At 65.3% G+C, this 20,374-nt stretch carries 18 protein-coding genes and 1 tRNA gene; 6 read left to right on the plus strand and 13 right to left on the minus strand.

Annotation, left to right across the window (positions count from 1 at the left end):
* Positions 1-10: 10 nt before the first annotated feature.
* Complete coding sequence (locus tag BM133_RS23050; protein WP_093438861.1) at positions 11-637, minus strand: helix-turn-helix transcriptional regulator; 627 nt, start codon at positions 635-637, stop codon at positions 11-13.
* 104 nt (positions 638-741) lie between these two features.
* Here BM133_RS23050 and BM133_RS23055 point away from each other — a divergent pair, with 104 nt between their 5' ends.
* A complete protein-coding gene (locus tag BM133_RS23055; protein WP_093438864.1) occupies positions 742-1,890 on the plus strand; it encodes a threonine synthase in 1,149 nt (382 codons plus the stop codon).
* Positions 1,891-1,899: 9 nt separating this feature from the next.
* Here the strand turns inward: BM133_RS23055 and BM133_RS23060 are convergent, their stop codons facing one another.
* Together BM133_RS23060 and BM133_RS23065 are read right to left on the minus strand one after the other, a co-directional pair.
* The gene (locus tag BM133_RS23060) at positions 1,900-2,886 is read right to left on the minus strand and encodes an ornithine cyclodeaminase family protein (protein ID WP_093438866.1); all 987 of its coding nucleotides are present in this window, start codon (positions 2,884-2,886) and stop codon (positions 1,900-1,902) included.
* 57 nt (positions 2,887-2,943) lie between these two features.
* The gene (locus BM133_RS23065; RefSeq protein ID WP_013543214.1) at positions 2,944-3,252 is read right to left on the minus strand and encodes a hypothetical protein; all 309 of its coding nucleotides are present in this window, start codon (positions 3,250-3,252) and stop codon (positions 2,944-2,946) included.
* 182 nt (positions 3,253-3,434) lie between these two features.
* On the opposite strand from BM133_RS23065, the gene secA reads away from it, so the two are divergent.
* From secA to BM133_RS23090, 5 genes are read left to right on the plus strand one after another with little or no spacing between them, the layout of a single operon-like run.
* Entirely contained in the window at positions 3,435-6,221 is a 2,787-nt protein-coding gene (secA, locus tag BM133_RS23070) for a preprotein translocase subunit SecA (RefSeq protein ID WP_093438869.1), read from the plus strand.
* Positions 6,222-6,250: 29 nt separating this feature from the next.
* Positions 6,251-7,480 carry a bifunctional glutamate N-acetyltransferase/amino-acid acetyltransferase ArgJ gene (gene argJ / locus BM133_RS23075; RefSeq protein WP_093438871.1) on the plus strand — a complete coding sequence of 410 codons (1,230 nt, stop codon included), beginning with the start codon at positions 6,251-6,253 and terminating at the stop codon, positions 7,478-7,480.
* The gene (locus BM133_RS23080) at positions 7,477-8,352 is read left to right on the plus strand and encodes an ATP-binding protein (protein ID WP_093438874.1); all 876 of its coding nucleotides are present in this window, start codon (positions 7,477-7,479) and stop codon (positions 8,350-8,352) included. The genes argJ and BM133_RS23080 overlap by 4 nt, the downstream gene beginning before the upstream one ends.
* Positions 8,349-8,807, plus strand: coding sequence for a (deoxy)nucleoside triphosphate pyrophosphohydrolase (locus BM133_RS23085; RefSeq protein WP_093438876.1), 459 nt, complete (start codon positions 8,349-8,351; stop codon positions 8,805-8,807). The genes BM133_RS23080 and BM133_RS23085 overlap by 4 nt, the downstream gene beginning before the upstream one ends.
* A 55-nt stretch (positions 8,808-8,862) precedes the next feature.
* The gene (locus BM133_RS23090; RefSeq protein WP_093438879.1) at positions 8,863-10,809 is read left to right on the plus strand and encodes an acyltransferase family protein; all 1,947 of its coding nucleotides are present in this window, start codon (positions 8,863-8,865) and stop codon (positions 10,807-10,809) included.
* A 15-nt stretch (positions 10,810-10,824) separates the two neighbouring features.
* Here the strand turns inward: BM133_RS23090 and BM133_RS23095 are convergent, their stop codons facing one another.
* The 10 genes from BM133_RS23095 to BM133_RS23140 all read right to left on the minus strand — a co-directional run bounded on the left by BM133_RS23095 (position 10,825) and on the right by BM133_RS23140 (position 20,230).
* Positions 10,825-11,037, minus strand: coding sequence for a DNA gyrase inhibitor YacG (locus BM133_RS23095; protein ID WP_093438881.1), 213 nt, complete (start codon positions 11,035-11,037; stop codon positions 10,825-10,827).
* Positions 11,034-11,789: a cell division protein ZapD gene (zapD, locus tag BM133_RS23100; protein ID WP_093438884.1), complete on the minus strand. Its 756-nt coding sequence runs from the start codon at positions 11,787-11,789 to the stop codon at positions 11,034-11,036. The genes BM133_RS23095 and zapD overlap by 4 nt, the downstream gene beginning before the upstream one ends.
* A 36-nt stretch (positions 11,790-11,825) precedes the next feature.
* Positions 11,826-12,839 (minus strand): alginate O-acetyltransferase AlgX-related protein, encoded by a 1,014-nt coding sequence (locus BM133_RS23105; protein WP_256219322.1) that lies wholly within the window; start codon positions 12,837-12,839, stop codon positions 11,826-11,828.
* A 12-nt stretch (positions 12,840-12,851) separates the two neighbouring features.
* Positions 12,852-14,345, minus strand: coding sequence for an MBOAT family O-acyltransferase (locus BM133_RS23110; protein ID WP_093438889.1), 1,494 nt, complete (start codon positions 14,343-14,345; stop codon positions 12,852-12,854).
* Positions 14,346-14,418: 73 nt separating this feature from the next.
* Positions 14,419-15,027, minus strand: coding sequence for a dephospho-CoA kinase (gene coaE, locus BM133_RS23115; protein ID WP_093438892.1), 609 nt, complete (start codon positions 15,025-15,027; stop codon positions 14,419-14,421).
* A gap of 10 nt (positions 15,028-15,037) precedes the next feature.
* On the minus strand, positions 15,038-16,003 hold the full coding sequence (locus BM133_RS23120; RefSeq protein ID WP_093438894.1) for a prepilin peptidase: 966 nt from the start codon (positions 16,001-16,003) through the stop codon (positions 15,038-15,040).
* Positions 16,003-17,235, minus strand: coding sequence for a type II secretion system F family protein (locus BM133_RS23125; protein ID WP_093438897.1), 1,233 nt, complete (start codon positions 17,233-17,235; stop codon positions 16,003-16,005). Before BM133_RS23125 ends, BM133_RS23120 begins: the two co-directional genes overlap by 1 nt.
* 24 nt (positions 17,236-17,259) lie before the next feature.
* Positions 17,260-18,993, minus strand: coding sequence for a type IV-A pilus assembly ATPase PilB (gene pilB, locus BM133_RS23130; RefSeq protein ID WP_093438899.1), 1,734 nt, complete (start codon positions 18,991-18,993; stop codon positions 17,260-17,262).
* A 113-nt stretch (positions 18,994-19,106) separates the two neighbouring features.
* Positions 19,107-19,183: transfer RNA gene (locus tag BM133_RS23135), tRNA-Pro, on the minus strand.
* Positions 19,184-19,237: 54 nt separating this feature from the next.
* Positions 19,238-20,230 (minus strand): polyprenyl synthetase family protein, encoded by a 993-nt coding sequence (locus tag BM133_RS23140; RefSeq protein WP_093438902.1) that lies wholly within the window; start codon positions 20,228-20,230, stop codon positions 19,238-19,240.
* Between the last annotated feature and the right edge of the window lie 144 nt (positions 20,231-20,374).

The raw sequence follows: 20,374 nt of genomic DNA on the forward strand, positions 1-20,374 counted from the left end.
CGGCTCGCCGCTACTTCGCGTCGCTGTACACGGTGGCGCGCGAGACGCCCATGTGCGCTGCGGCAATCTCGGCGCCACGGCGTATTTCGAGAAAGCCGGCTTTCTTCAGTTCCTGCACGAGTTGCTTGCGGTCCGCGGGCTTGAGCGACCGCGAGGTGGTCGCGCGCGAGGCGGCGAATTCGTCGATGCGCGAATGGATGCGGTCCGAATGGTTGGCGCCCGTGTCCAGGTGCTCGTGCACTTCGCGGTCGTCGATGCGCGTGAACTGCGAGATCGCGCCCTGGAAGCTCTGGAACAGCGTGAGGTCGACGTTCAGGCACAGCGCGGCCACGTACTCGCCGCTGTCGTCCTTCACGCCGATGGAGGTGCTCTTGACCTTGCGGCCGTCGGCGAAGGTGTTGGCGTAGTTCGCGATCACCGCCGGGTATTCGGGGTCGCGGATGCGTGCGAGGCCCAGTTCGGTGACCGACTGCCCCACCTGCCGCCCGCTCAGGTTGTTCTCGATCGCGTAGATCGCGTTCTTCGGATTGCTCAGGTCGTGCACCACGACTTCGCAGAAGGGCGCGAAGGTCTCGCCGAGGCCCTCGGCCATGTTGCGCAGCATCTCCAGGACCTGCTTGTTGGACTTCTTCTTCATGGCGGGAAATGTATCCAGTTCTGGACGAAGAATCCAAACTGTACAAAAAGTACATGTTTGGATATATTATCCAATATCGGAAAGATCCTCCAGGAGAACCGCGCATGACACGCCAGGAACCCGCACGCTATATCGATCCCCGCACCGGCCGGTACCACGAGCTCACCGAACGCCGCTGGCGCTCCGACGACGGCAATCCGATGATGGTGACGCCGCTGGCCGGCATCACCCGTGACGACATCGATGCGCGCGAGCGCTCGGTGTGGCGCTATCGCGCGGCGCTGCCCGTGGCGATCGACAAGCCGGTGAGTTTGGGCGAAGGCTGTACGCCGCTGGTGCAGAAGCGCTGGGGCGCGTTCGAGCCGCACTTCAAGCTCGAATGGTTCAACCCGACCTGCAGCTTCAAGGACCGCGGCGCGGCCGTGATGGTGTCGTTCCTGCGCCAGCAGGGCATCGACGCGGTGCTGGAGGACAGCTCGGGCAACGGCGGCGCGGCCATCGCCGCGGCAGGCGCGGCGGCGGGCGTCAGGGTCAAGGTGCTCGCGCCCAGCTACACGCCGGCGCCCAAGGTGGCGCAGATCCGGGCCTTCGGCGCCGAGGTGCAACTGGTGCCGGGGCCGCGCGAGGAGTCCGAATACGAGGCGGTGCGCCAGTCCGAATCGATCTTCTACGCGAGCCACAACTGGCATCCGTTCTTCCTGCAGGGCACGAAGACGCTGGCCTATGAATTGTGGGAAGACCTGGGCTTCGTCGCGCCCGACAACGTGGTGATTCCGGCGGGCGCGGGCAGCAATGTGCTGGGGTGCTGGATCGGCTTCAAGGAGCTGCTGGCCGCGGGGCAGATCGCGAAGCTGCCGCGGATCTTCGTGGCGCAGCCGCTGAATTGTTCGCCGGTCGATGCGAGTTTCGTGGCCGGCGTGGACACGCCGGTCGACCGCATCGTGAAGCCGACGATCGCCGAAGGCACGGCCATCAAGCGGCCTGTGCGGCTGCAGGAGATTCTTCAGGCGCTGCGCGAGACGAGCGGCAAGACGGTGGCGCTGACCGAAGAGCAGATTGCCGCGGCGGTGCGCAGGCTGGCTTCGACGGGCCTCTATGCCGAGCCGACATCCGCAACGGCCGCTGCGGCCATCGAGGTGCTGGCGCAACGGGGCGACATCCGGGCCAGCGAAACCACGGTCGTGCTGCTGACGGGCACCGGCTTGAAGTCGACGCAGTTCATGACCGAGCTCTTCGGCGGCGCTGCCGCCTGATCTGTCGATCTACCAGGGCCAGGCGAGGCGCGTGCCTGTGCCTGTGGCGGCCGCGCGTTCGTGAAGCAGGCGAGCGACGGTCAGGTCCTGGAGGGCGAGGCCGGTCATGTCGAACACGGTGATGTCGCCCGGTGCGCGCTCGAATGAAGTCTTGCCGCTCAAGAGGTCGCCCAGTTCGGTGCTCGCGGTATCGGGCGCCCATTGGGTTTCGCCGATCTGTTGGGCCTGCGTGCGGTCGTCGACGAAGAGGCGGGCGCGCGCCAGCAGGCCTTCGGGGAGTTCGCGCTTGCCGCGCGTGTCGGCGCCGACGCAGTTCAGGTGCGTGCCGGGTTGGACGGCTTGCAGATCGAACAGCGCGCCGCCACCCGGCGTGGCAGTGATCACGATGTCGCTCTGCGCGACCGCGGCGTTGCGGTCGGTGGCGGGCGCGATGCTGCAGCGGGCCGCGAAGTTGTCTTCGAACGCGGCGTTGCGGCCGCCATCGGCGCCGATGTAGAGAACTTCGCGCAGCGAGGGCAGCAGGCGCAGCGCGAAGTCGAGCTGGATGCGCGCCTGCACGCCGGTGCCGAAGATGCAAAGCCGCGTGCTGTCGGGCCGTGCGAGCTGCTGCAGGCCGAGCCCGCCCGCTGCGCCGGTGCGCACGGTCGTGATCGCGTTGCCGTCGATCACGCACAGCGGCCGGCCCGTGGCGGGGTCGATCAAGAGGATCGTCGCCTGGTGCGGCTCGCCGCCGCGCTGCCGGTTGGCGGGCCAGAAGCCGGCGGCCTTGAAGCCGAGCAGCCCCTGCGCCTGCACGTCGCCCGACTTGATGCCGAACACGCCGCCCGTGGAGAGGGGCTCCCGCACGACGGGGAACACGCGGCCCTCGCGGTCGCTGTGGAGAACGAAGGCCTCGCGCACGGCCTGGCGCACGTCGTCGGGGGAGAGGAGGGCGCTGACCTGGTGCTTGTCGAGCAGCAGGAGAAGTGCGTCGGCAGGCGACGTCGATGGTGTCATCTGGAAATATTATCTATTTCCAGACAAAAAATCAATCGAACGAGACGGCAGGCCGGATCAGCGCCCCGTGTGCACCTTGATGCGGATGGTCGCCACGTCCCAGCCGCGGTTCTTGAGCCGCGTGACGAGCATGGGCGCGAGCTGGCGCAGCTTGGCGGCCGCGGCGCTGCCCTTGACCAGCAGGCACCACACGTCGCCCTCGGCGGGCCCGGCCTGCACGGCGCCGCGCATGGCCGGCGGAATCAACCCTTCCACGGCTTTCAGGCGCTCGGCGCTGTCGCGCGCGCGTGCCATCAGGCCGCCCAGCGTGGGCGAGCCTTCTGCAGCCTGGTGCAGGCTGATGGCGGGGGCGAGGCGGCGATACATGGGTAATCCGGTAGGTCGTAACAAGACAGCTAAAATGCCCGGTTTGCCGGCGTTCGCGCCGGAAAAAAGGCTGCTCAACGTCGAACTTGATTTCGAAACGAGCGCGCCCAACTGCTTTCACCATATCTTAGGGAATCCGGTCGCAGTGCCTGTCGTGTCAGGTGCCCGCCCATCTCCACCCAATGGCAACCAACTTCCTGACCCAGATCTTCGGCAGTCGCAACGACCGGCTCCTCAAGCAGTATCGCAAGACGGTGGAACGCATCAATGCGCTCGAACCCGAGTTCGAGAAGCTCAGCGACGACGCGCTGCGCGCCAAGACGCAGGAGTTCAAGGACCGGGTGGCCAAGGGAGAGACCCTCGACGCCCTGCTGCCGGAGGCCTTCGCCACGGTGCGCGAAGGCTCCAAGCGCATCATGAAGATGCGCCACTTCGACGTCCAGCTCCTGGGCGGCATGGCGCTGCACAACGGCAAGATCTCCGAAATGCGCACCGGCGAAGGCAAGACGCTGACCGCCACGCTGCCGGTGTACCTGAATGCGCTGTCCGGCAAGGGCGTGCACGTGGTCACGGTGAACGACTACCTCGCCAGCCGCGACGCCAAGTGGATGGGCCGGCTCTACAACTTCCTGGGCCTCACGGTGGGCATCAACCTGCCGCAGATGCCGCGCGAGGAAAAGCAGGAAGCCTACGGCAGCGACATCACGTACGGCACCAACAACGAATACGGCTTCGACTACCTGCGCGACAACATGGTGTACGAGCCGGGCGACCGGGTCCAGCGCGTGCTGAACTTCGCGATCGTCGACGAGGTCGATTCGATTCTGATCGACGAGGCCCGCACCCCGCTGATCATCAGCGGCCAGGCCGAAGACCACACCGACCTTTATCTGGCCATCAACAAGGTGGTGCCCCTCCTGACCAAGCAGGAAGGCGAAGCCGACCCCCGCACGGGCGAGGGCGTCACGGTGCCGGGCGACTTCACGGTCGACGAGAAGACGCACCAGGTGTTCCTGACCGAAGACGGCCACGAGAACGCCGAGCGCATCCTGGGCGAGTTCAAGCTGCTGCCCGATGGCGCGTCGCTCTACGATCCGGCCAACATCACGCTGATGCACCACCTGACGGCGGCGCTGCGCGCACGCCATCTCTACCACCGCGACCAGCATTACGTGGTGCAAGAGGGCGAAGTCACCATCGTGGACGAGTTCACCGGCCGCCTCATGACGGGCCGCCGCTGGAGCGACGGCCTGCACCAGGCCGTGGAAGCCAAGGAAGGCGTCGAGATCCAGGCCGAGAACCAGACGATGGCCTCGATCACCTTCCAGAACTACTTCCGCCTGTACGGCAAGCTGGCCGGCATGACCGGCACGGCCGACACCGAGGCCTACGAGTTCCAGGAAATCTACGGCCTCGAGACGGTCATCATCCCGCCCAACCGCATCAGCAAGCGCGAAGACCAGCTGGACCGCGTCTACAAGACGACGCGCGAGAAGTACGAGGCCGCCATCCAGGATATCCGCGAGTGCTACGAGCGCGGCCAGCCGGTGCTGGTGGGCACCTCGTCCATCGAGAACTCCGAAATCATCGACGGCCTGCTCACGCAGGCGGGCCTGCCGCACCAGGTGCTCAACGCGAAGCAACACGCGCGCGAAGCCGACATCGTGGCGCAGGCCGGCCGCACGAAGATGATCACCATCGCGACCAACATGGCCGGCCGCGGCACCGACATCGTGCTGGGCGGCAACATCGAGAAGATGATCGAGGCGATCGAGACCGACGAAGGCCGCGACGAAGCGACCAAGCAGGTCGACATCGCGCATGTGCGGGAGGAATGGACCAAGGACCATGAATTCGTCAAGTCGCTCGGCGGCCTGCGCATCATCGCCACCGAACGCCACGAATCGCGCCGGATCGACAACCAGCTGCGCGGCCGTTCGGGCCGCCAGGGCGACCCGGGCTCCTCGCGCTTCTACCTGAGCCTGGACGATCCGCTGATGCGCATCTTCGCGGGCGACCGCGTCAAGGCGATCATGGACCGCCTGAAGATGCCCGACGGCGAGGCCATCGAGGCCGGCATCGTCACCCGCAGCATCGAGAGCGCGCAGCGCAAGGTCGAGGCGCGCAACTTCGATATTCGCAAGCAGTTGCTCGAGTACGACGACGTCTCGAACGACCAGCGCAAGGTGATCTACCAGCAGCGCAACGACATCCTGGACGCGGGCGACCTCACGGCGCAGATCGCCGCGCTGCGCGAAGGCTGCTTCATGGACCTGGTGCGCCAGTACGTGCCCACCGAATCGGTCGAGGAGCAGTGGGACCTGGAAGGCCTGGAGAAGACGCTCTTCACCGAGTGGGGCCTGGACATGCCGCTCAAGAAGGAGGTCGAGGCGTCCGACGCGATCTCCGACGAGGACGTGCTGGAGAAGGTGGTCAAGGCCGCCAACGAGACCTTCGACGCCAAGCTGGCGCTGATCGGCCAGGAGAACTTCACCCAGTTCGAGCGCATGGTGCTGCTGCAGAGCATCGACACCCACTGGCGCGAACACCTGGCTTCGCTCGACTACCTGCGCCAGGGCATCCACCTGCGCGGCTATGCGCAAAAGCAGCCCAAGCAGGAATACAAGCGCGAGGCCTTCGAGCTCTTCGGCCAGTTGCTGGACTCGGTGAAGAACGAAGTCACGCGCCAGCTCATGACGGTGCGCGTGCAGTCGGGCGAGCAGCTCGAGGAAGCCGCCGAAGCGATGGAAAGCCGCGGCGAGAACGTGGCCAACATCACCTACAGCGCGCCGACCGAAACGGGCGAAGTGGAAGTGCGTGTCGACGAGGAAAACCAGCGCCGCATCGCCGCTGCCGGGCTGGGTGCGCTGAGCGCCGAGGCTGCCGCCTTTGCCCGCGTCGGCCGCAACGACCCATGCCCTTGCGGCAGCGGCAAGAAGTACAAGCAGTGCCACGGCAAGCTGAGCTGACGTCCCGAACCTTTCATTGAGAGAACCCCATGCCCGTGAACCTGTCCGCCCCTGATCCCGCCGCCTTGTTCGCGGTGTCCGGCGTTCGCATCGGCGTGGCCGAAGCGGGCGTGCGAAAGGCCAACCGCAAGGACCTGACCGTCGTGCTGATCGACGAAGGCTCGGCGGTCGGCGGCGTGTTCACCCAGAACCGCTTCTGCGCGGCGCCGGTGCAGGTCTGCCGCGACCACCTGGCCGCCAACTACGGCATCCGCGCGATGGTGATCAACACCGGCAACGCCAATGCGGGCACCGGCGAAGACGGGCTGATGCGCACGCGCTCCACCTGCATCGCGCTCGCGCGCAAGCTGGACATCGCGCCCGAGCAGATCCTGCCGTTCTCCACGGGCGTGATCATGGAGCCGCTGCCGGTGGACCGCATCGAAGCGGGCCTCCCCGCCGCACTGGCCGACGCTTCCGAAAATCATTGGGCACGTGCCGCCGAAGGCATCATGACCACCGACACGATCCCCAAGGCGTTCAGCCAGCGGGTCCAGATCGGCGGCGCCACCCTCACCATCACCGGCATCAGCAAGGGCGCCGGCATGATCCGCCCGAACATGGCGACCATGCTGGGCTTCATGGCGACCGACGCGAAGATCGATCCGTCGCTGATCCAGCCGCTCGCGAAACGCCTGGCCGATGGCTCGTTCAACCGCGTGACCATCGACGGCGACACCTCGACCAACGATTCGTTCGTCGTCATCGCCACGCAGAAGGCGGCGCACGCGACCATCACCTCGCTGGACTCGGCCGACGGGCAGGCGCTCGTGGCGGCCATGCAGGACGTGGCGCGCCTCCTGGCGCAGGCCATCGTGCGCGACGGCGAAGGCGCGACGAAGTTCATCACCATCCAGGTCGAAGGCGGGCGCGATGCCGCCGAGTGCAAGCAGGTGGCCTACGCGATCGCCCATTCGCCGCTGGTGAAGACCGCGTTCTACGCCAGCGATCCGAACCTGGGCCGCATCCTGGCCGCCGTCGGCTATGCGGGCATTGCCGACCTCGACCAGACCGGCATCGACCTGTTCCTGGACGACGTGCACGTGGCGATCAAGGGCGGTCGCAACCCGGCGTACCGCGAGGAAGACGGCCAGCGCGTGATGAAGCAGAGCGAGATCACGGTGCGCGTGGCCCTTGGCCGCGGCAATGCCAGCGAAACGGTGTGGACCTGTGACTTCAGCCACGAATACGTGACCATCAACGCCGACTACCGGTCATGAACGAGCAGTTCCAGAAGCTGATCGAGCGCGCCGAGCAGCTCATTACCCGCATCGAATCGATCCTGCCGCAGCCGCTGTCAGCGCCAGCGGACTGGAACGCCTCCATCGCCTGGCGCTACCGCCGCCGCAACTCCGGCCACGGCGTGCTGGAGCCGGTGAAGCACGTGGCCACGATGGCGCTCGATTCGCTCAAGGAAATCGACGTCCAGAAGGAAAAGATCGAGCGCAACACGCGCCAGTTCGTCGAAGGCAAGCCGGCCAACAACGTGCTGCTGACGGGTGCGCGCGGCACGGGCAAGTCGTCGCTGATCCGCGCCTGCCTGCAGGCCTATGCGCCGCAGGGCCTGCGCCTCATCGAAGTGGACAAGGCCGAGCTGGTCGACCTGCCCGACATCGTCGAGGTGGTGTCGCAGCGTCCGGAGAAGTTCATCGTCTTCAGCGACGACCTGAGCTTCGACGAGGGCGAGCCGGGGTACAAGGCGCTCAAGTCGATCCTGGACGGGTCGATCGCCGCGTCGACGCCCAACGTGCTGATCTACGCGACCAGCAACCGGCGCCACCTGCTCCCCGAGTACATGAAGGAAAACCTCACGTACACCCACACCGACGATGGCGAGGTGCATCCGGGCGAGGTGATCGAGGAGAAGATTTCGCTGTCCGAGCGCTTTGGCCTCTGGGTGAGCTTCTATCCCTTCAGCCAGAACGAATACCTCACGATCGTGGGCCAGTGGCTCTCGTCGTTCGGCGTCGATGCGGCCGCCATTGCGGCGGCAAGGCCCGAAGCGCTGGTCTGGGCGCTGGAGCGCGGCTCCCGCAGCGGCCGCGTGGCCTACCAGTTCGCCCGCGATTACGCGGGGCGGAGCAACGCGTGAGCGCAGCAGAGAACGGCGCGCGCAAGCACACCGAGGTCGCGGTCGGCGTGCTGATCCGCCTGGCCGACGACGCCCTGTTGCTCTCGACCCGGCCCGAAGGCAAGGCCTATGCGGGCTACTGGGAGTTTCCGGGCGGCAAGATCGAAGCCGGCGAAACGGTCGAAGAGGCCCTGCGGCGCGAACTGCAGGAAGAGCTCGGCATCACCATCGAAGGCGCCTCGGTCTGGAAGGTCACCGAGCACGACTATCCGCATGCGCTGGTGCGCCTGCACTGGTGCAAGGTGACGGCCTGGACCGGCGAGTTCGAGATGCGCGAAGGCCAGGCGATGGCATGGCAGCAACTGCCGCTGGACGTGGCGCCGGTGCTGCCGGGCGCGCTGCCGGTGCTCGAATGGCTGGTGCAGGAGCGCGGCCTGCCCGCATCGGCGGCGCTGGCTGTCTCGACCCTGGCCTGATGTGGGCGACCGGCCGGCACGACGGCCGCACATCGCCCGAGGCCTGAACCCGAAGATGCATCCCAAGTACCGCCCCGACATCGACGGCCTGCGCGCCGTCGCCGTGGCGTCGGTGCTGGCCTTTCACGCGTTTCCCGATGCGCTGCCGGGCGGCTTCATCGGGGTCGACATCTTCTTCGTGATCTCGGGCTTCCTGATCACGACGATCATCATGCAGAGCCACGCGGCGAGCGACTTCAGCTACCGCGACTTCTATGCACGCCGCATCCGGCGGATCTTTCCTGCGCTGATGCTGGTGCTGGCAGCGACGCTGGCCTTCGGCTGGTATGCGCTGCTTCCGCGGGAGTTCGCCGAGCTCGGCAAGCAGGCAGCGGGCGGCGCCGCCTTCGTGGCCAATTTCATCTTCTGGGGCGAGTCGGGCTACTTCGACACCGCGGCCGAAACCAAGCCGCTGCTGCACCTGTGGTCGCTCGGCATCGAGGAGCAGTTCTATATTTTCTGGCCCCTGCTGCTGGGCGTGGCGTGGCGGCGACGCTGGCCGGTCGTGCGGCTGCTGTGGGTGATCGCCGTGGCGTCGTTCCTGGTCAACGTGATGACGGTGCATCCATTCCGCGAGGCGGCGTTCTACTCGCCGCTGTCGCGCTTCTGGGAGCTGATGGTCGGCGGCATCCTGGCGTGCATGCGGCTCAAGCCCGTCGCGCCGAGCGCGTGGCGCAGCCATGTCCAGTCGGTGCTGGGCGTGGGGCTGATCGTGCTGGGGCTCGTGATGACGCGCAGCGACAAGGCCTTCCCGGGCTGGTGGGCGCTGCTGCCGACGCTGGGGGCGGTGAGCTGCATCGCGGCCGGCCCCGCCGGGGTGCTGAACAGGTACCTGCTCTCGAACCGGGTGATGGTGTGGATCGGCCTCATCAGCTATCCGCTCTACCTGTGGCACTGGCCGCTGCTGGTGTACGCGCGAATCGTGGCGGAGGGCAATCCGTCGGCGTGGGTGCGAGCGGGCGCGGTGGCCGCGAGCGTCTTGCTGGCGTGGGCCACCTACCGTTTTCTGGAGCGCTTCACCCGGGCGCGCACGAGCGTCGGCATGCTGCGCGCTCTGGCCGGTTCGGGCGTGGCGGTCGCGCTGGTCGGTGTGCTGGCACTGGGCGGCATGCCTCCGCGCAACGGCAGCGACCTGCTGCGCAAGGTGACCGACGCCACGGTGGACGACAACTACTACGGCGGCTTCAAGCAGGAGAAGCTGGGAGCGCACAAGGTCGAGCGCACCGGCAGCGGCGCGCGCAAGGTGCTGCTGATCGGCGACAGCCATGTGCAGCAGTACGCACCGCGCGCGCTGGCGCTCGCACGCAGCGCGCCCGGGCAGATGGCCACGACGTACTTTGCTACCTATGGCGCCTGCCCGCCCGTGCCCGGTGTGCTGTCCGATGGCAATGAGGGCTGCGACAAGGCGCGCACCGGCATGCTCGAGTTGGCGCTCGATCCGCAGATCGACACGGTCGTGGTCGGCGCTTGCTGGAACTGCTACTTCATCGGAAATTTTCCGCTGGCCTTCTATTTCCAGGACGGCGCATCGGCCTATCCGATCAACAACGGCGGCCCGGGGCTCGGGCGCTCGCTCGATGCGCTCGAAAAGCTGCTGACGACGCTGGTCCAGAGCAAGAAGAAGGTCTATCTGCTGCTGGACAACGCGCGCAGCGTGGAGTTCGAGCCGCGCCGCCTGATCGAGGGCAGCCGCATGGGCCGGATGACAGCGCTGACCAGCACCACCACGGGCCCCTTGCCGCCCGAGCAGGCGCAGCTCGACGAGCGGTTGAAGCGCATTGCCGCATCGAGCGGCGCGGAGGCCATCGACGTGCTGGCGCAACTCTGCAAATCGGGCGAATGCGTGCGGTCCATGCCCGACGGCACGCCGGTCTACAAGGACCGCGAGCACCTGCGGCCCTTCTACGTGCGGGAGCACGCGGGCTATCTGGACAAGGTGTTCCTCGGGGACGGCGGCCGCTAGACGGGCGCCGCCGGCCTACTGGAGCTTGGGATCGCCGAACGGATCGTCGTCGGGCGGCGCCTCGGCCGGCATCCGGAACTCCTCGCTGGCCCAGGCGCCGAGATCGATTCCCTTGCAGCGCGCGCTGCAGAAGGGCCGATAGGGGTTGGAGGGCGCGTAGATGCTGTCGCCGCCGCATGCGGGGCAACGGACGATCCGCTCGCCTTTGTCGTTCACCCGGCTCGTCATGCGCAGAGCGTCAGTTCGAAGGGCGCGTCTTCCGTGCTCTGGTGCAAACGGTCGTCGGCCTCGTGCCGCATGAGCCGGACCGAAACCATGAGGCGGTTGCCGCTGATTTCGGGGACCAGCCCCAGCCGGGGATCGATGCGCAGCCGCAGCAACTGGAAGCTGCGCCCCTGCGGCAGGTTCTGCTGGAACTGCCCGTTCGTGGCGATGACCTTGTAGGGCACATCGGCGTCGCGCAGCAGCTTGAGCAAGAGGTAGATGGAAGAGGCCAGCGGCGAGAGCGTGTTCGACCAGCGCTCCAGGTCCGCGCGGCGGCTGGCCGGGGTGCGGTGCTGCCAGGCGTAGTAGGCGGGCAGGTCGAACTCGCAGGTGCCGCCCGGAATGCCGGCGCGGCTGCGAATGCTCATGAGCCACTCGTTTTCCGTCAGCGACTGGCCGGCCTTGCCCGCCACGCCGTTCAGGGCTGCGAAGTTGCCTTCGAGCTGGCCGACCACCTGGTCCAGCACCGTTTCGGCAATGGCCGGATTGCCCCGGTAGCTGTTGAAGACGTTCTTGTGCTTGTCCAGGTCGCGCAGCACGTCGGCCTTGAGATCGGCGCGCGCGGCCACGTCCATGATCTCGAAGATCGTGATCAGGGCGTAGTGGTGGGAGAGCGGGGATTCCGAGGGCACCAGTTCGCCGAGGCGACGGAACAGGTGTTCCAGCCTCAGGTAGGTGCGGATGCGCTCGTTGAAGGGGTACTCGTAAAGGATCACGCGTTTTTATCGGTTTCCTGTCGCGGGATCATAACTTCAGGGTGATTTGGAAGGGGGCGTCGGCAGCACCTGGCGCACGGCCGCAAGCATGCGGTCGCCGAGCAGGAGCTGTCCGTGCATCGACATGTGAGTGTCGTTCGAGAAATAGAAGTCGCGAACCTGGGTGTGTTTCTCGCGTGTAAAAGCGTAGAGGTCGGGGCCCGTGAGCTTCGATTCGCGGAAGCCCGTTTCGAAATCCTTCGAGTAGTCGGGCTTCAGGTACACCGTGGTCTTGTTGGGGATCACCATCCACATGATCGGGATGGCGGTGTGCGCCTGCGTGAAATTCTTCATCCACTCCAGGTGCGCGAGGGTCAGCGGGCCGTTGTCCTCGTCTTCGGCGAAGAAAGGCATCTTGTCGCACGCATGGTGCGAGAAGTACTTGCAGCCGTCCGGCACCGGGCGCACCCAGGTGTTCCAGTCGAAGTAGGTGTCGGTTGCAGACTTTTTCGCTTTCCACGTGTTGTAGTACGTGGTGATGCCGGTCATGAACTGGACGTTCCAGTTGGGCGAGGGGTCGGGCACGGTCTCGTCCGGCTTGACCAGGGGGTGCGGCATGGCGTCGTAGGGCATGCGCATCTTCTGGCACTTCGCGCTGTCCTTGGTGCGGTCGCCCAAGAGGCGCTCGACGCTCTCGATGATGATCAGCTTGCCCTTGAAGCCCGAACGCTGGACCCACTGGTCGAAGTCGCCGCACAGCGCGTTCTCGTACTGGCCCCAGTAGCTGGTGGAGACGCGGTAGCCGGCCGCGACGAGCTTGGACTGCCAGCGGAAGGTCATGGAGAAGCTGTCGCCGATGACCATGATGTCGGCCTGATCGACCGGCGTGCCCTTGAGCAATGCGGGGTCGACCTTGGGCGGGGGCGCGGTCCAGCCGAACTCGCGCTCGGACAGGCGCCCGATCCGCGTGAGGTCGCCGTAGGGAATGGGGCTGGTCAGCGAAACGATCCACAGCCCCATCAGCACGATGTAGCCGATGAAGAAGAACCGCAGCCAGACTTTCGCGGGCATCGTCATGTCGAATCAGAATTGGAAGTAGAGGAACGGGCTGTAGTTGCCCAGCTTCGAGACGCACCAGGCGAACAGCGCGAAGGTGCCGATGGCCAGGACCGCGGTGGAGAGCCAGGCCATGACCGGGCGACCTGCGACGGCCTTCGGATGCGGAATCCAGCGCTCCAGCGTGATGGTGGGCGGCAGCGCCAGGCAGATGACGATGCCCACCAGCAGGGTCTGGAAGAACTCGGGCTTGCGGAACGGCACCGGGCCCAGCTCGCTGAACGCCGACGGCGGTGCGCCGTGCAGGCCGAGCATGCCCTTGTAGATCGCCATGGCCGTGTGCATGCCATCGGCGCGGAAGACGATCCAGGCCACCACCACGCAGAGGAAGGTCAGGAGCCAGCCCAGCAAGCGGGCGATGCGGCCGGGCGTGGCGTTGCGCCGCACCTTGGCGTTCCAGAGGTGGTTGATCATCAGGAAGATGCCGTGCAGGGCACCCCAGATCACGAAGGTCCAGGCAGCGCCGTGCCAGAGGCCGCCCAGCAGCATCGTGAGGAACAGGTTCAGGTAGCGCCGGGCCGGGCCCTTGCGGTTGCCGCCCAGCGGTACGTAGAGGTAGTCGCGAAGGAAGTTCGACAGCGAGATGTGCCAGCGGCGCCAGAACTCGATGATGTTGGTCGACTTGTAGGGCGAGCGGAAGTTGAGCGGCAGCTGCACGCCCAGGCACAGCGAGAGGCCCACCGCCATGTCCGAGTAGCCCGAGAAATCGAAATAGATCTGCAGCGTGTAGGCCAGCGCGCCGAACCACGCGGTGTAGAGCGTGGGCTCGATGCCCTTGTGCACGCCGTTGAACATCATGTCGGCGTACTGGCCCAGGGGGTCGGCAATCAGGAGCTTCTTGGCCAGGCCGAAGACGAAGATCGCGATGCCGATCGCCACCTTGTTCGGGTCGAGCCGGTAGGTGGAGGGGCTCGCGAACTGCGGCATCATCTGCGCGTGATGCAGCACGGGGCCCGCGATCAGGTGCGGGAAGTAGGTCACGAACAGCAGGTAGTGGATGAAGCTGCGCTCGTGCACCTTGCCCTGCCAGCAGTCGACCAGGAAGGCGATCTGCGTGAAGGTGTAGAACGAGATGCCGATCGGCAGCACGATGTGCACCAGATCGATCGGCGAGAGACCCGCCGCGACCAGCCCCGCATCGACGTTTTCCAGGAAGAAGTTGGCGTACTTGAAGACGGCCAGCACGCCCAGGTTGACCACCAATGCACAGATCAGCAGCGTCTTGCGTTTGCGGTCGTCGCGGCCCGGCGCGGGCGACAGGCGCAGGCCGAACCAGTAGTTCACGCAGATCGAGCCCAGCAGCAGCGGCAGGGCCTGGACGCTCCACCAGCCGTAGAAGAAAAGCGAAGCCAGTGCGAGAAAGCCGGCGGCGGCGCGGGCATTGCGCTTGCCGATCAGAAAGAACCCGATCAGGACCAGCGGGAAAAAGACAAAAATGAAGGGATACGAGTTGAAAAGCATCTCGGGGAGGGCACTGCGGCGAGCGCCTTTTTGTCGTAATCGTTATGCAGCCGCGGCAGCGGCAGGTCTCGGATTATCGCGTGGTGGCCGCAGCCCACTGCTTCCAGAGACCCTGCACTTCGGTTTCGAGTTCCGCGAGCGTCAACGACTCGTTGAAAATGACCGCATCGGCGGCGGCCCGGCGCGCCTGGCGCGGGGCCTGCTGGGCGATCACCGCGTCGACGGCTTCGGGCGTCCAGCCCGAGCGCGCGACGACGCGCTCGAGCTGCGTGGCTTCGGTGGCGTCGACCACCAGCACCCGGTCCACGATGGCGCGCCAGCGTCCGGATTCGACGAGAAGCGGCACATCGAACACCACGACGGCGTCTTCGCCTGCGGCCACAGCCTGGCGCTGGGTTTCCGTGCCGATCAGCGGGTGCAGGATGGATTCGAGCCGTAGCTTGGCACCCGCATCGGCAAACACGATCTGGCGCATGGCGGCCCTGTCGAGGCCGCCGTCCGGGGCAATGACGCTGCGGCCAAAGGCGGCTTCGAGCGCCGGCATCGCGATGCCGCCTGCCTGCGCGATGCTGCGTGCGATTGCATCGGTGTCGACCAGCACGGCGCCCTGGGCAACCAGCAGCCCGGCAACGGTGCTCTTGCCGCTGCCGATGCCGCCCGTAAGGCCTATGCGCCGAACCATGGCCGGTTTCTCAACGGATCAGCGCGCCGAGCGGAAAGGCGAAGGGAACCCATTGCCGCACGAGTTCGGGACCGATCACGAGGCAGACGAGGCCCGCGCCGGCCAGGAAAGGGCCGAATGCGATGGGGATGTCCTTGTGCGCCAGCTTGCCGACGACACGCAGGGTGAGACCGATCACGGCACCCACCAGCGAAGAGACGAGGATGATGGCGATGAGGTAGTCGGCGCCGAGCCAGACGCCCAATGCCGCGAGCAGTTTGAAGTCTCCATAGCCCATGCCCTCCTTGCCCGTGACCAGGCGATAGGCATGGTACACAAGCCAGAGGCTCAGGTAGCCGAACACCGCGCCCCACACGGCCGAGCTCAGGGGCACGCCGGTCCAGCCCATGGCCGCGCCGATGAGGCCGAGCCAGAGGAGTGTGTAGTTCAGCGAATCGGGCAGGAACTGGGTGTCGAAATCGATCAGGAACTGGCAGATCAGCAGCGCGGCGAACGCTGCCCACAACGCGCCGGCGGGCGTGAGGCCGAAACGCCAGCCGCAGAGGGCGAAGAGGGCGCCCGTGACCAGCTCGACCAATGGATAGCGCGCGCTGATCGAGGTCTTGCATGACGCGCAGCGGCCGCGCAGGAACAGGTAGCTCAGGACGGGGATGTTCTGGTACCAGCGGATCTTGTGGCCGCAGGCGCCGCAGCGTGACGCGGGGCGGGTGAGGTCGAAGGGCGCAAGGTTCTCGATCGCCGCTGCTGCCTTTTCCGCCGCCGCCTCGAGTCCGGCAGGCGGCACGGCCTTGGGGCCGAAGACCAGCGACCACAGCGAGGGCACGTCCTTCGACGTCATCAGGTTGGCGACGGCGTCGGAGAGCCAGTCGCGGTACATCATGACCGGGATCCGGTAGATCACGACATTCAGGAAACTGCCGATCAATAGCCCCAGCACGCCGGCCAGGACGGCGTCGAACCCTTGCGAAACCGGCATCAAACGACTTGGCCGAGCTTGAAGATGGGCAGGTACATCGAGACCACGATGCCGCCGATGATGGTGCCGAGGAACACGATGATGATGGGTTCCATCAGGCTGGAGAGGCCTGCGACCATGTCGTCGACTTCGGATTCGTAGAAGTCGGCCGCCTTGCCCAGCATGTGGTCGATGGAGCCGGACTCTTCGCCGATGGCGGTCATCTGGATCACCATCGAGGGGAAGAGATTGACGTTGGTCATGGCTGCGGTGAGGCTGGTGCCGGTCGAGACTTCCTGCTGGATCTTGGCGGTGGCATCGCCGTAGACGGTGTTGCCCGAAGCGCCGCCGACCGAGTCGAGTGCTTCGACCAGCGGAACGCCAGCGGCGAACATGGTGGCAAGCGTTCGTGTCCATCGCGCTACGCAGGATTTCTCGATCAAGGTGCCGAAAATTGGAATACGCAGCAGCAGACGGTCCATGACCTTTTGCACGCGTTCGTTGCGCTTCCACGCTTGCATGAAGAAGTAGACTCCGCCGCCGATTCCGCCAAAGATCAGCCACCAGTACGACACGAAGAACTCGCTGATGCCAATGACGATCAGCGTCGGCGCAGGCAGATCTGCGCCGAACGAGCTGAACACCTGCTTGAAGGCTGGAATGACGAAGATCATGATGATCGCGATCACCACGAACGCGACCACGACCACCGAGATCGGGTACATCAACGCCGACTTGATCTTCGACTTGATCGCCTCGGTCTTCTCCATGTAGGTGGCAAGACGGTCGAGCAACTCTTCGAGAATACCGGCCGCTTCGCCGGCTTCCACCAGGTTGCAGTACAGGTTGTCGAAGTACTTCGGAAACTTGCGAAAGGCGGCCGACAGCGAAGTGCCGGTCTCCACGTCGCTGCGGATGTCGTTGAGCAGCTTGGCAACGCTCGCATTCGCATTGCCGCGGCCGACGATGTCGAAGGACTGCATCAACGGCACGCCAGCCTTCATCATGGTGGCGAGCTGGCGCGTGAAGATCGCGATGTCCTTCGGCTTGATGGCCTTGCCCGAGCGCATGCGGCGCTTCTTGATCTTGCTGGCGAGCACGCCCTGGCGTCGCAGGGCCGCTTGCACCTGGTTTTCGCCGGCGGCCCGAAGTTCGCCGCGCACGAGCTTGCCGTTGCGGTCCTTGCCTTCCCACTCGAAGACAAATTCCTTGTGCGTGATCCGGGAGGAGCGGGGGGATGCCACTGTTGCCATTCGATCTCCGGTATTCAGTGTTCGTTATTCATTGGTGCAGGCCACCACTTCTTCGAGCGAAGTGAGACCTTGCTTGACTTTCCCGAGGCCTGACTGGCGCAACGAACGCACGCCCTCGGCTTCGGATTGCTGCGCAATGTCGAGTGCGCTGCCATCGCGCAGGATGATTTCCTGGATGGCTTCAGTGATCGGCATCACCTGGTAGATGCCGACCCGGCCCTTGTAGCCGCCGCTGCATGCGGAGCACCCGACCGGGCGGTAAGGTTTCCACGTGCCGTCCAGTTCCGCGTCTTTGAATCCCGCATCGAGCAATGCTTCTCGCGGGATATCCACTGGCACACGGCATACCGTGCAAAGCCGTCGCGCGAGACGCTGCGCGGTAATCAGGATCACGCTCGACGCGATGTTGAACGGCGCGATGCCCATGTTGCGCATCCGCGTGAGCGTGGTGGGCGCATCGTTGGTGTGCAGCGTCGAGAGCACCAGGTGGCCCGTTTGCGCGGCCTTGATCGAGATGTCGGCGGTTTCGAGGTCGCGGATTTCGCCGACCATGATGATGTCCGGATCTTGGCGCAGGAACGCGCGCAATGCGGTGGCGAAAGTGAGGCCGGCCCGTTCGTTGACATTGACCTGGTTGACGCCCGGCAGGTTGATTTCGGACGGATCTTCCGCCGTCGCGATGTTGACGCCTGGTTGATTCAACAGATTCAAACAGGTGTAGAGCGACACCGTCTTGCCCGAGCCCGTAGGCCCGGTGACGAGCACCATGCCGTAGGGTCGACCGATGGCATGAAGAAGGCGCTCTTTTTCGACGGCGTCGTAGCCGAGCGCATCGATACCCAGCCGTGCACTGCTCGGATCCAGGATCCGCACAACGATCTTTTCCCCGAACAGCGTGGGCAGCGTGCTCACGCGAAAGTCGATCACACGGTCCGGCCCGATCTTGAGCTTCATGCGGCCGTCCTGCGGCACGCGTTTTTCGGAAATGTCGAGCCGGGAGATGACCTTGATGCGGGACGCCAGCTTGTCCTTGATGACGGTGGGCGGACTGGCAATTTCGCGCAGTTCGCCGTCGACCCGGAAGCGCACGCGGTAGTGGTGCTCGTAGGGCTCGAAGTGAATGTCGGAGGCGCGCATGCTGACTGCGTCGAGCAGCATCTTGTGAAGAAAGCGCACGACGGGCGCGTCTTCGACTTCGGCGATGGCCTGTTCGCTGACTTCGCCCGCGGTTTCGGCGCTCACATCGTCGAACTCGAACTCGGAGCCGACGATGCTGTTGATGGTCTCTGCCGCGCTCGCTGCGGCAGCTTCGATCATTCGCGAGAGCTTGTCGTACTCCGCGATGACCCAGTCGACACCCATCTGGGATGCGAACTTGATCTTCTCGGCCGCTTGCTGATCCGAGGGGTCTGCTGTGGCAACAATGAGACGGTTGTTGCGCTTGCTGAGGACAACGATGCGGTACGCGTGGCACAGCTTCGGGTCGAGCAGATCCTTGGGGAGGCGCTGGTGATCGATGGCATCGAGATCGAGCAGCGGGGCGCCGAAGGCAGTGGAGAGCGTGTGCGCGAGGTCTGCGGCGGACACTGCACCCGTGCCGGTCAACTCTGCAATGAAGCTGGTACGGCCGCTCAGGGACTTCTGGTAGATGTCCTCTGCGATCTTTGCAGGCAGTTTGCCGGCCGAAACGAGAGCGCGCGCCAAACCCGGGAGGGCGATTTGCGAGAGTTCTTTAACTGGAAGTTCGGCAGCGGCCATTCAGCGAATGCAAAAGATGTGAGAAAGTGCTTCACGATCATCGCTCATCGCCCCTGTGCTGTAAATCGCTACACAGCAACAGGCATGGCCATTATTTGTGCCAGCCAAACGGCTGGTCGGGGTGAGAGGATTCGAACCTCCGGCCTCTACGTCCCGAACGTAGCGCTCTACCAGGCTAAGCTACACCCCGATTGGTTGCAAGAAAAAAGAAAGTCGTCCTAGATGCCAACTCTGGTGAGGTGTTTCAGGCACGTCGCTCAAGCAACTGAGCCGCCAATTGTAGCAAACCGGCGGCATGCGAATTGGACGGAAAGTCGCGCAATGCATCGATTGCGCGTTTAGCTTCGGCAGCAGCAGCCGCTCGCGACGCATCCAGTGCGCCGGTTTCGCGGACGATCTCCACGATCTTGCCCAATTGGGCCGTGTCACCGGCCTCGATGGCCGCGCGCACCAGTCCGCTCTGGGCCGGGGTGCCGCGCTGCATGGCAAAAATCAGGGGGAGTGTGGTCTTGCCTTCGCGCAGGTCGTCGCCGACGTTCTTTCCTGTTTCCTGGGCGTCGCCAGCGTAGTCCAGAACATCGTCGATCACCTGGAACGCAGTGCCGAGTGCCTGTCCGTAGGTGGCGCAGGCTTCCTCGACTTCGGGTGCGACGCCGGCCAGCACGGCTGCAAGCCGGGTGCTGGCCTCGAAAAGCTTGGCGGTCTTCGAGCGGATCACGCGCAGGTACGCAGCCTCGTCCAGCGATGCGTCATGCATGTTCATCAGCTGAAGCACCTCGCCCTCCGCGATCACGTTGGTCGCTTCGGCCAGGATTTCCATCACCCGGATGTTGTTTGCATCCAACATCATCTGGAATGCGCGCGAGTACAGGAAGTCGCCGACCAGCACGCTGGCCGGGTTGCCGAACGATTCATTGGCGGTCGCGCGCCCGCGTCGCAACGTTGATTCGTCGACCACGTCGTCGTGCAGCAAGGTGGCGGTGTGGATGAACTCCACGACGGCCGCCAGGTTGAAGCGTTGTTCGCCCGTGTAACCCAATGCGCCCGACATCAGCAGCAGCAGTGCGGGCCGCAGGCGCTTGCCGCCGGCGGAGATGATGTATTGGGAGACTTGGCTGACCAGTGGCACGCCCGTGTCGAGGCGGCGCGCGATCACGCGGTCGACTTCGACCATGTCGCCGGCAATCAGGTCCAGCACGGTGGCGGTGGGGGAGGTGTCGGCGGCGGGGACTGGCAAAGCGGAGGCGCGGGGCGCTGCTGAAGATGAAGGCGGCCCAGGGGCCGGGAGGCGCAAATTATAGGGAGCGTCACCCGCCCACTGGGGCTCGGGCGCGGCTATGGGTGTTGGTGGACACAAACCGCGCTATAATCTTGGGCTCTG

The organism is Variovorax sp. 770b2, assembly GCF_900115685.1.
In the GTDB taxonomy this organism is placed as follows: Bacteria; Pseudomonadota; Gammaproteobacteria; order Burkholderiales; family Burkholderiaceae_C; genus Variovorax.

Excerpts from the sequence above, each read along its gene's own strand:
- BM133_RS23090 (WP_093438879.1), top strand. The coding sequence starts at position 8,863 with ATGCATCCCAAGTACCGCCCCGACATCGACGGCCTGCGCGCCGTCGCC.
- pilB (WP_093438899.1), bottom strand. The coding sequence starts at position 18,993 with ATGGCCGCTGCCGAACTTCCAGTTAAAGAACTCTCGCAAATCGCCCTC.
- BM133_RS23065 (WP_013543214.1), bottom strand. The coding sequence starts at position 3,252 with ATGTATCGCCGCCTCGCCCCCGCCATCAGCCTGCACCAGGCTGCAGAA.
- secA (WP_093438869.1), top strand. The coding sequence starts at position 3,435 with ATGGCAACCAACTTCCTGACCCAGATCTTCGGCAGTCGCAACGACCGG.
- BM133_RS23125 (WP_093438897.1), bottom strand. The coding sequence starts at position 17,235 with ATGGCAACAGTGGCATCCCCCCGCTCCTCCCGGATCACGCACAAGGAA.
- BM133_RS23110 (WP_093438889.1), bottom strand. The coding sequence starts at position 14,345 with ATGCTTTTCAACTCGTATCCCTTCATTTTTGTCTTTTTCCCGCTGGTC.
- BM133_RS23080 (WP_093438874.1), top strand. The coding sequence starts at position 7,477 with ATGAACGAGCAGTTCCAGAAGCTGATCGAGCGCGCCGAGCAGCTCATT.
- BM133_RS23055 (WP_093438864.1), top strand. The coding sequence starts at position 742 with ATGACACGCCAGGAACCCGCACGCTATATCGATCCCCGCACCGGCCGG.
- BM133_RS23105 (WP_256219322.1), bottom strand. The coding sequence starts at position 12,839 with ATGCCCGCGAAAGTCTGGCTGCGGTTCTTCTTCATCGGCTACATCGTG.
- BM133_RS23050 (WP_093438861.1), bottom strand. The coding sequence starts at position 637 with ATGAAGAAGAAGTCCAACAAGCAGGTCCTGGAGATGCTGCGCAACATG.
- coaE (WP_093438892.1), bottom strand. The coding sequence starts at position 15,027 with ATGGTTCGGCGCATAGGCCTTACGGGCGGCATCGGCAGCGGCAAGAGC.
- BM133_RS23060 (WP_093438866.1), bottom strand. The coding sequence starts at position 2,886 with ATGACACCATCGACGTCGCCTGCCGACGCACTTCTCCTGCTGCTCGAC.
- BM133_RS23120 (WP_093438894.1), bottom strand. The coding sequence starts at position 16,003 with ATGCCGGTTTCGCAAGGGTTCGACGCCGTCCTGGCCGGCGTGCTGGGG.
- argJ (WP_093438871.1), top strand. The coding sequence starts at position 6,251 with ATGCCCGTGAACCTGTCCGCCCCTGATCCCGCCGCCTTGTTCGCGGTG.
- BM133_RS23095 (WP_093438881.1), bottom strand. The coding sequence starts at position 11,037 with ATGACGAGCCGGGTGAACGACAAAGGCGAGCGGATCGTCCGTTGCCCC.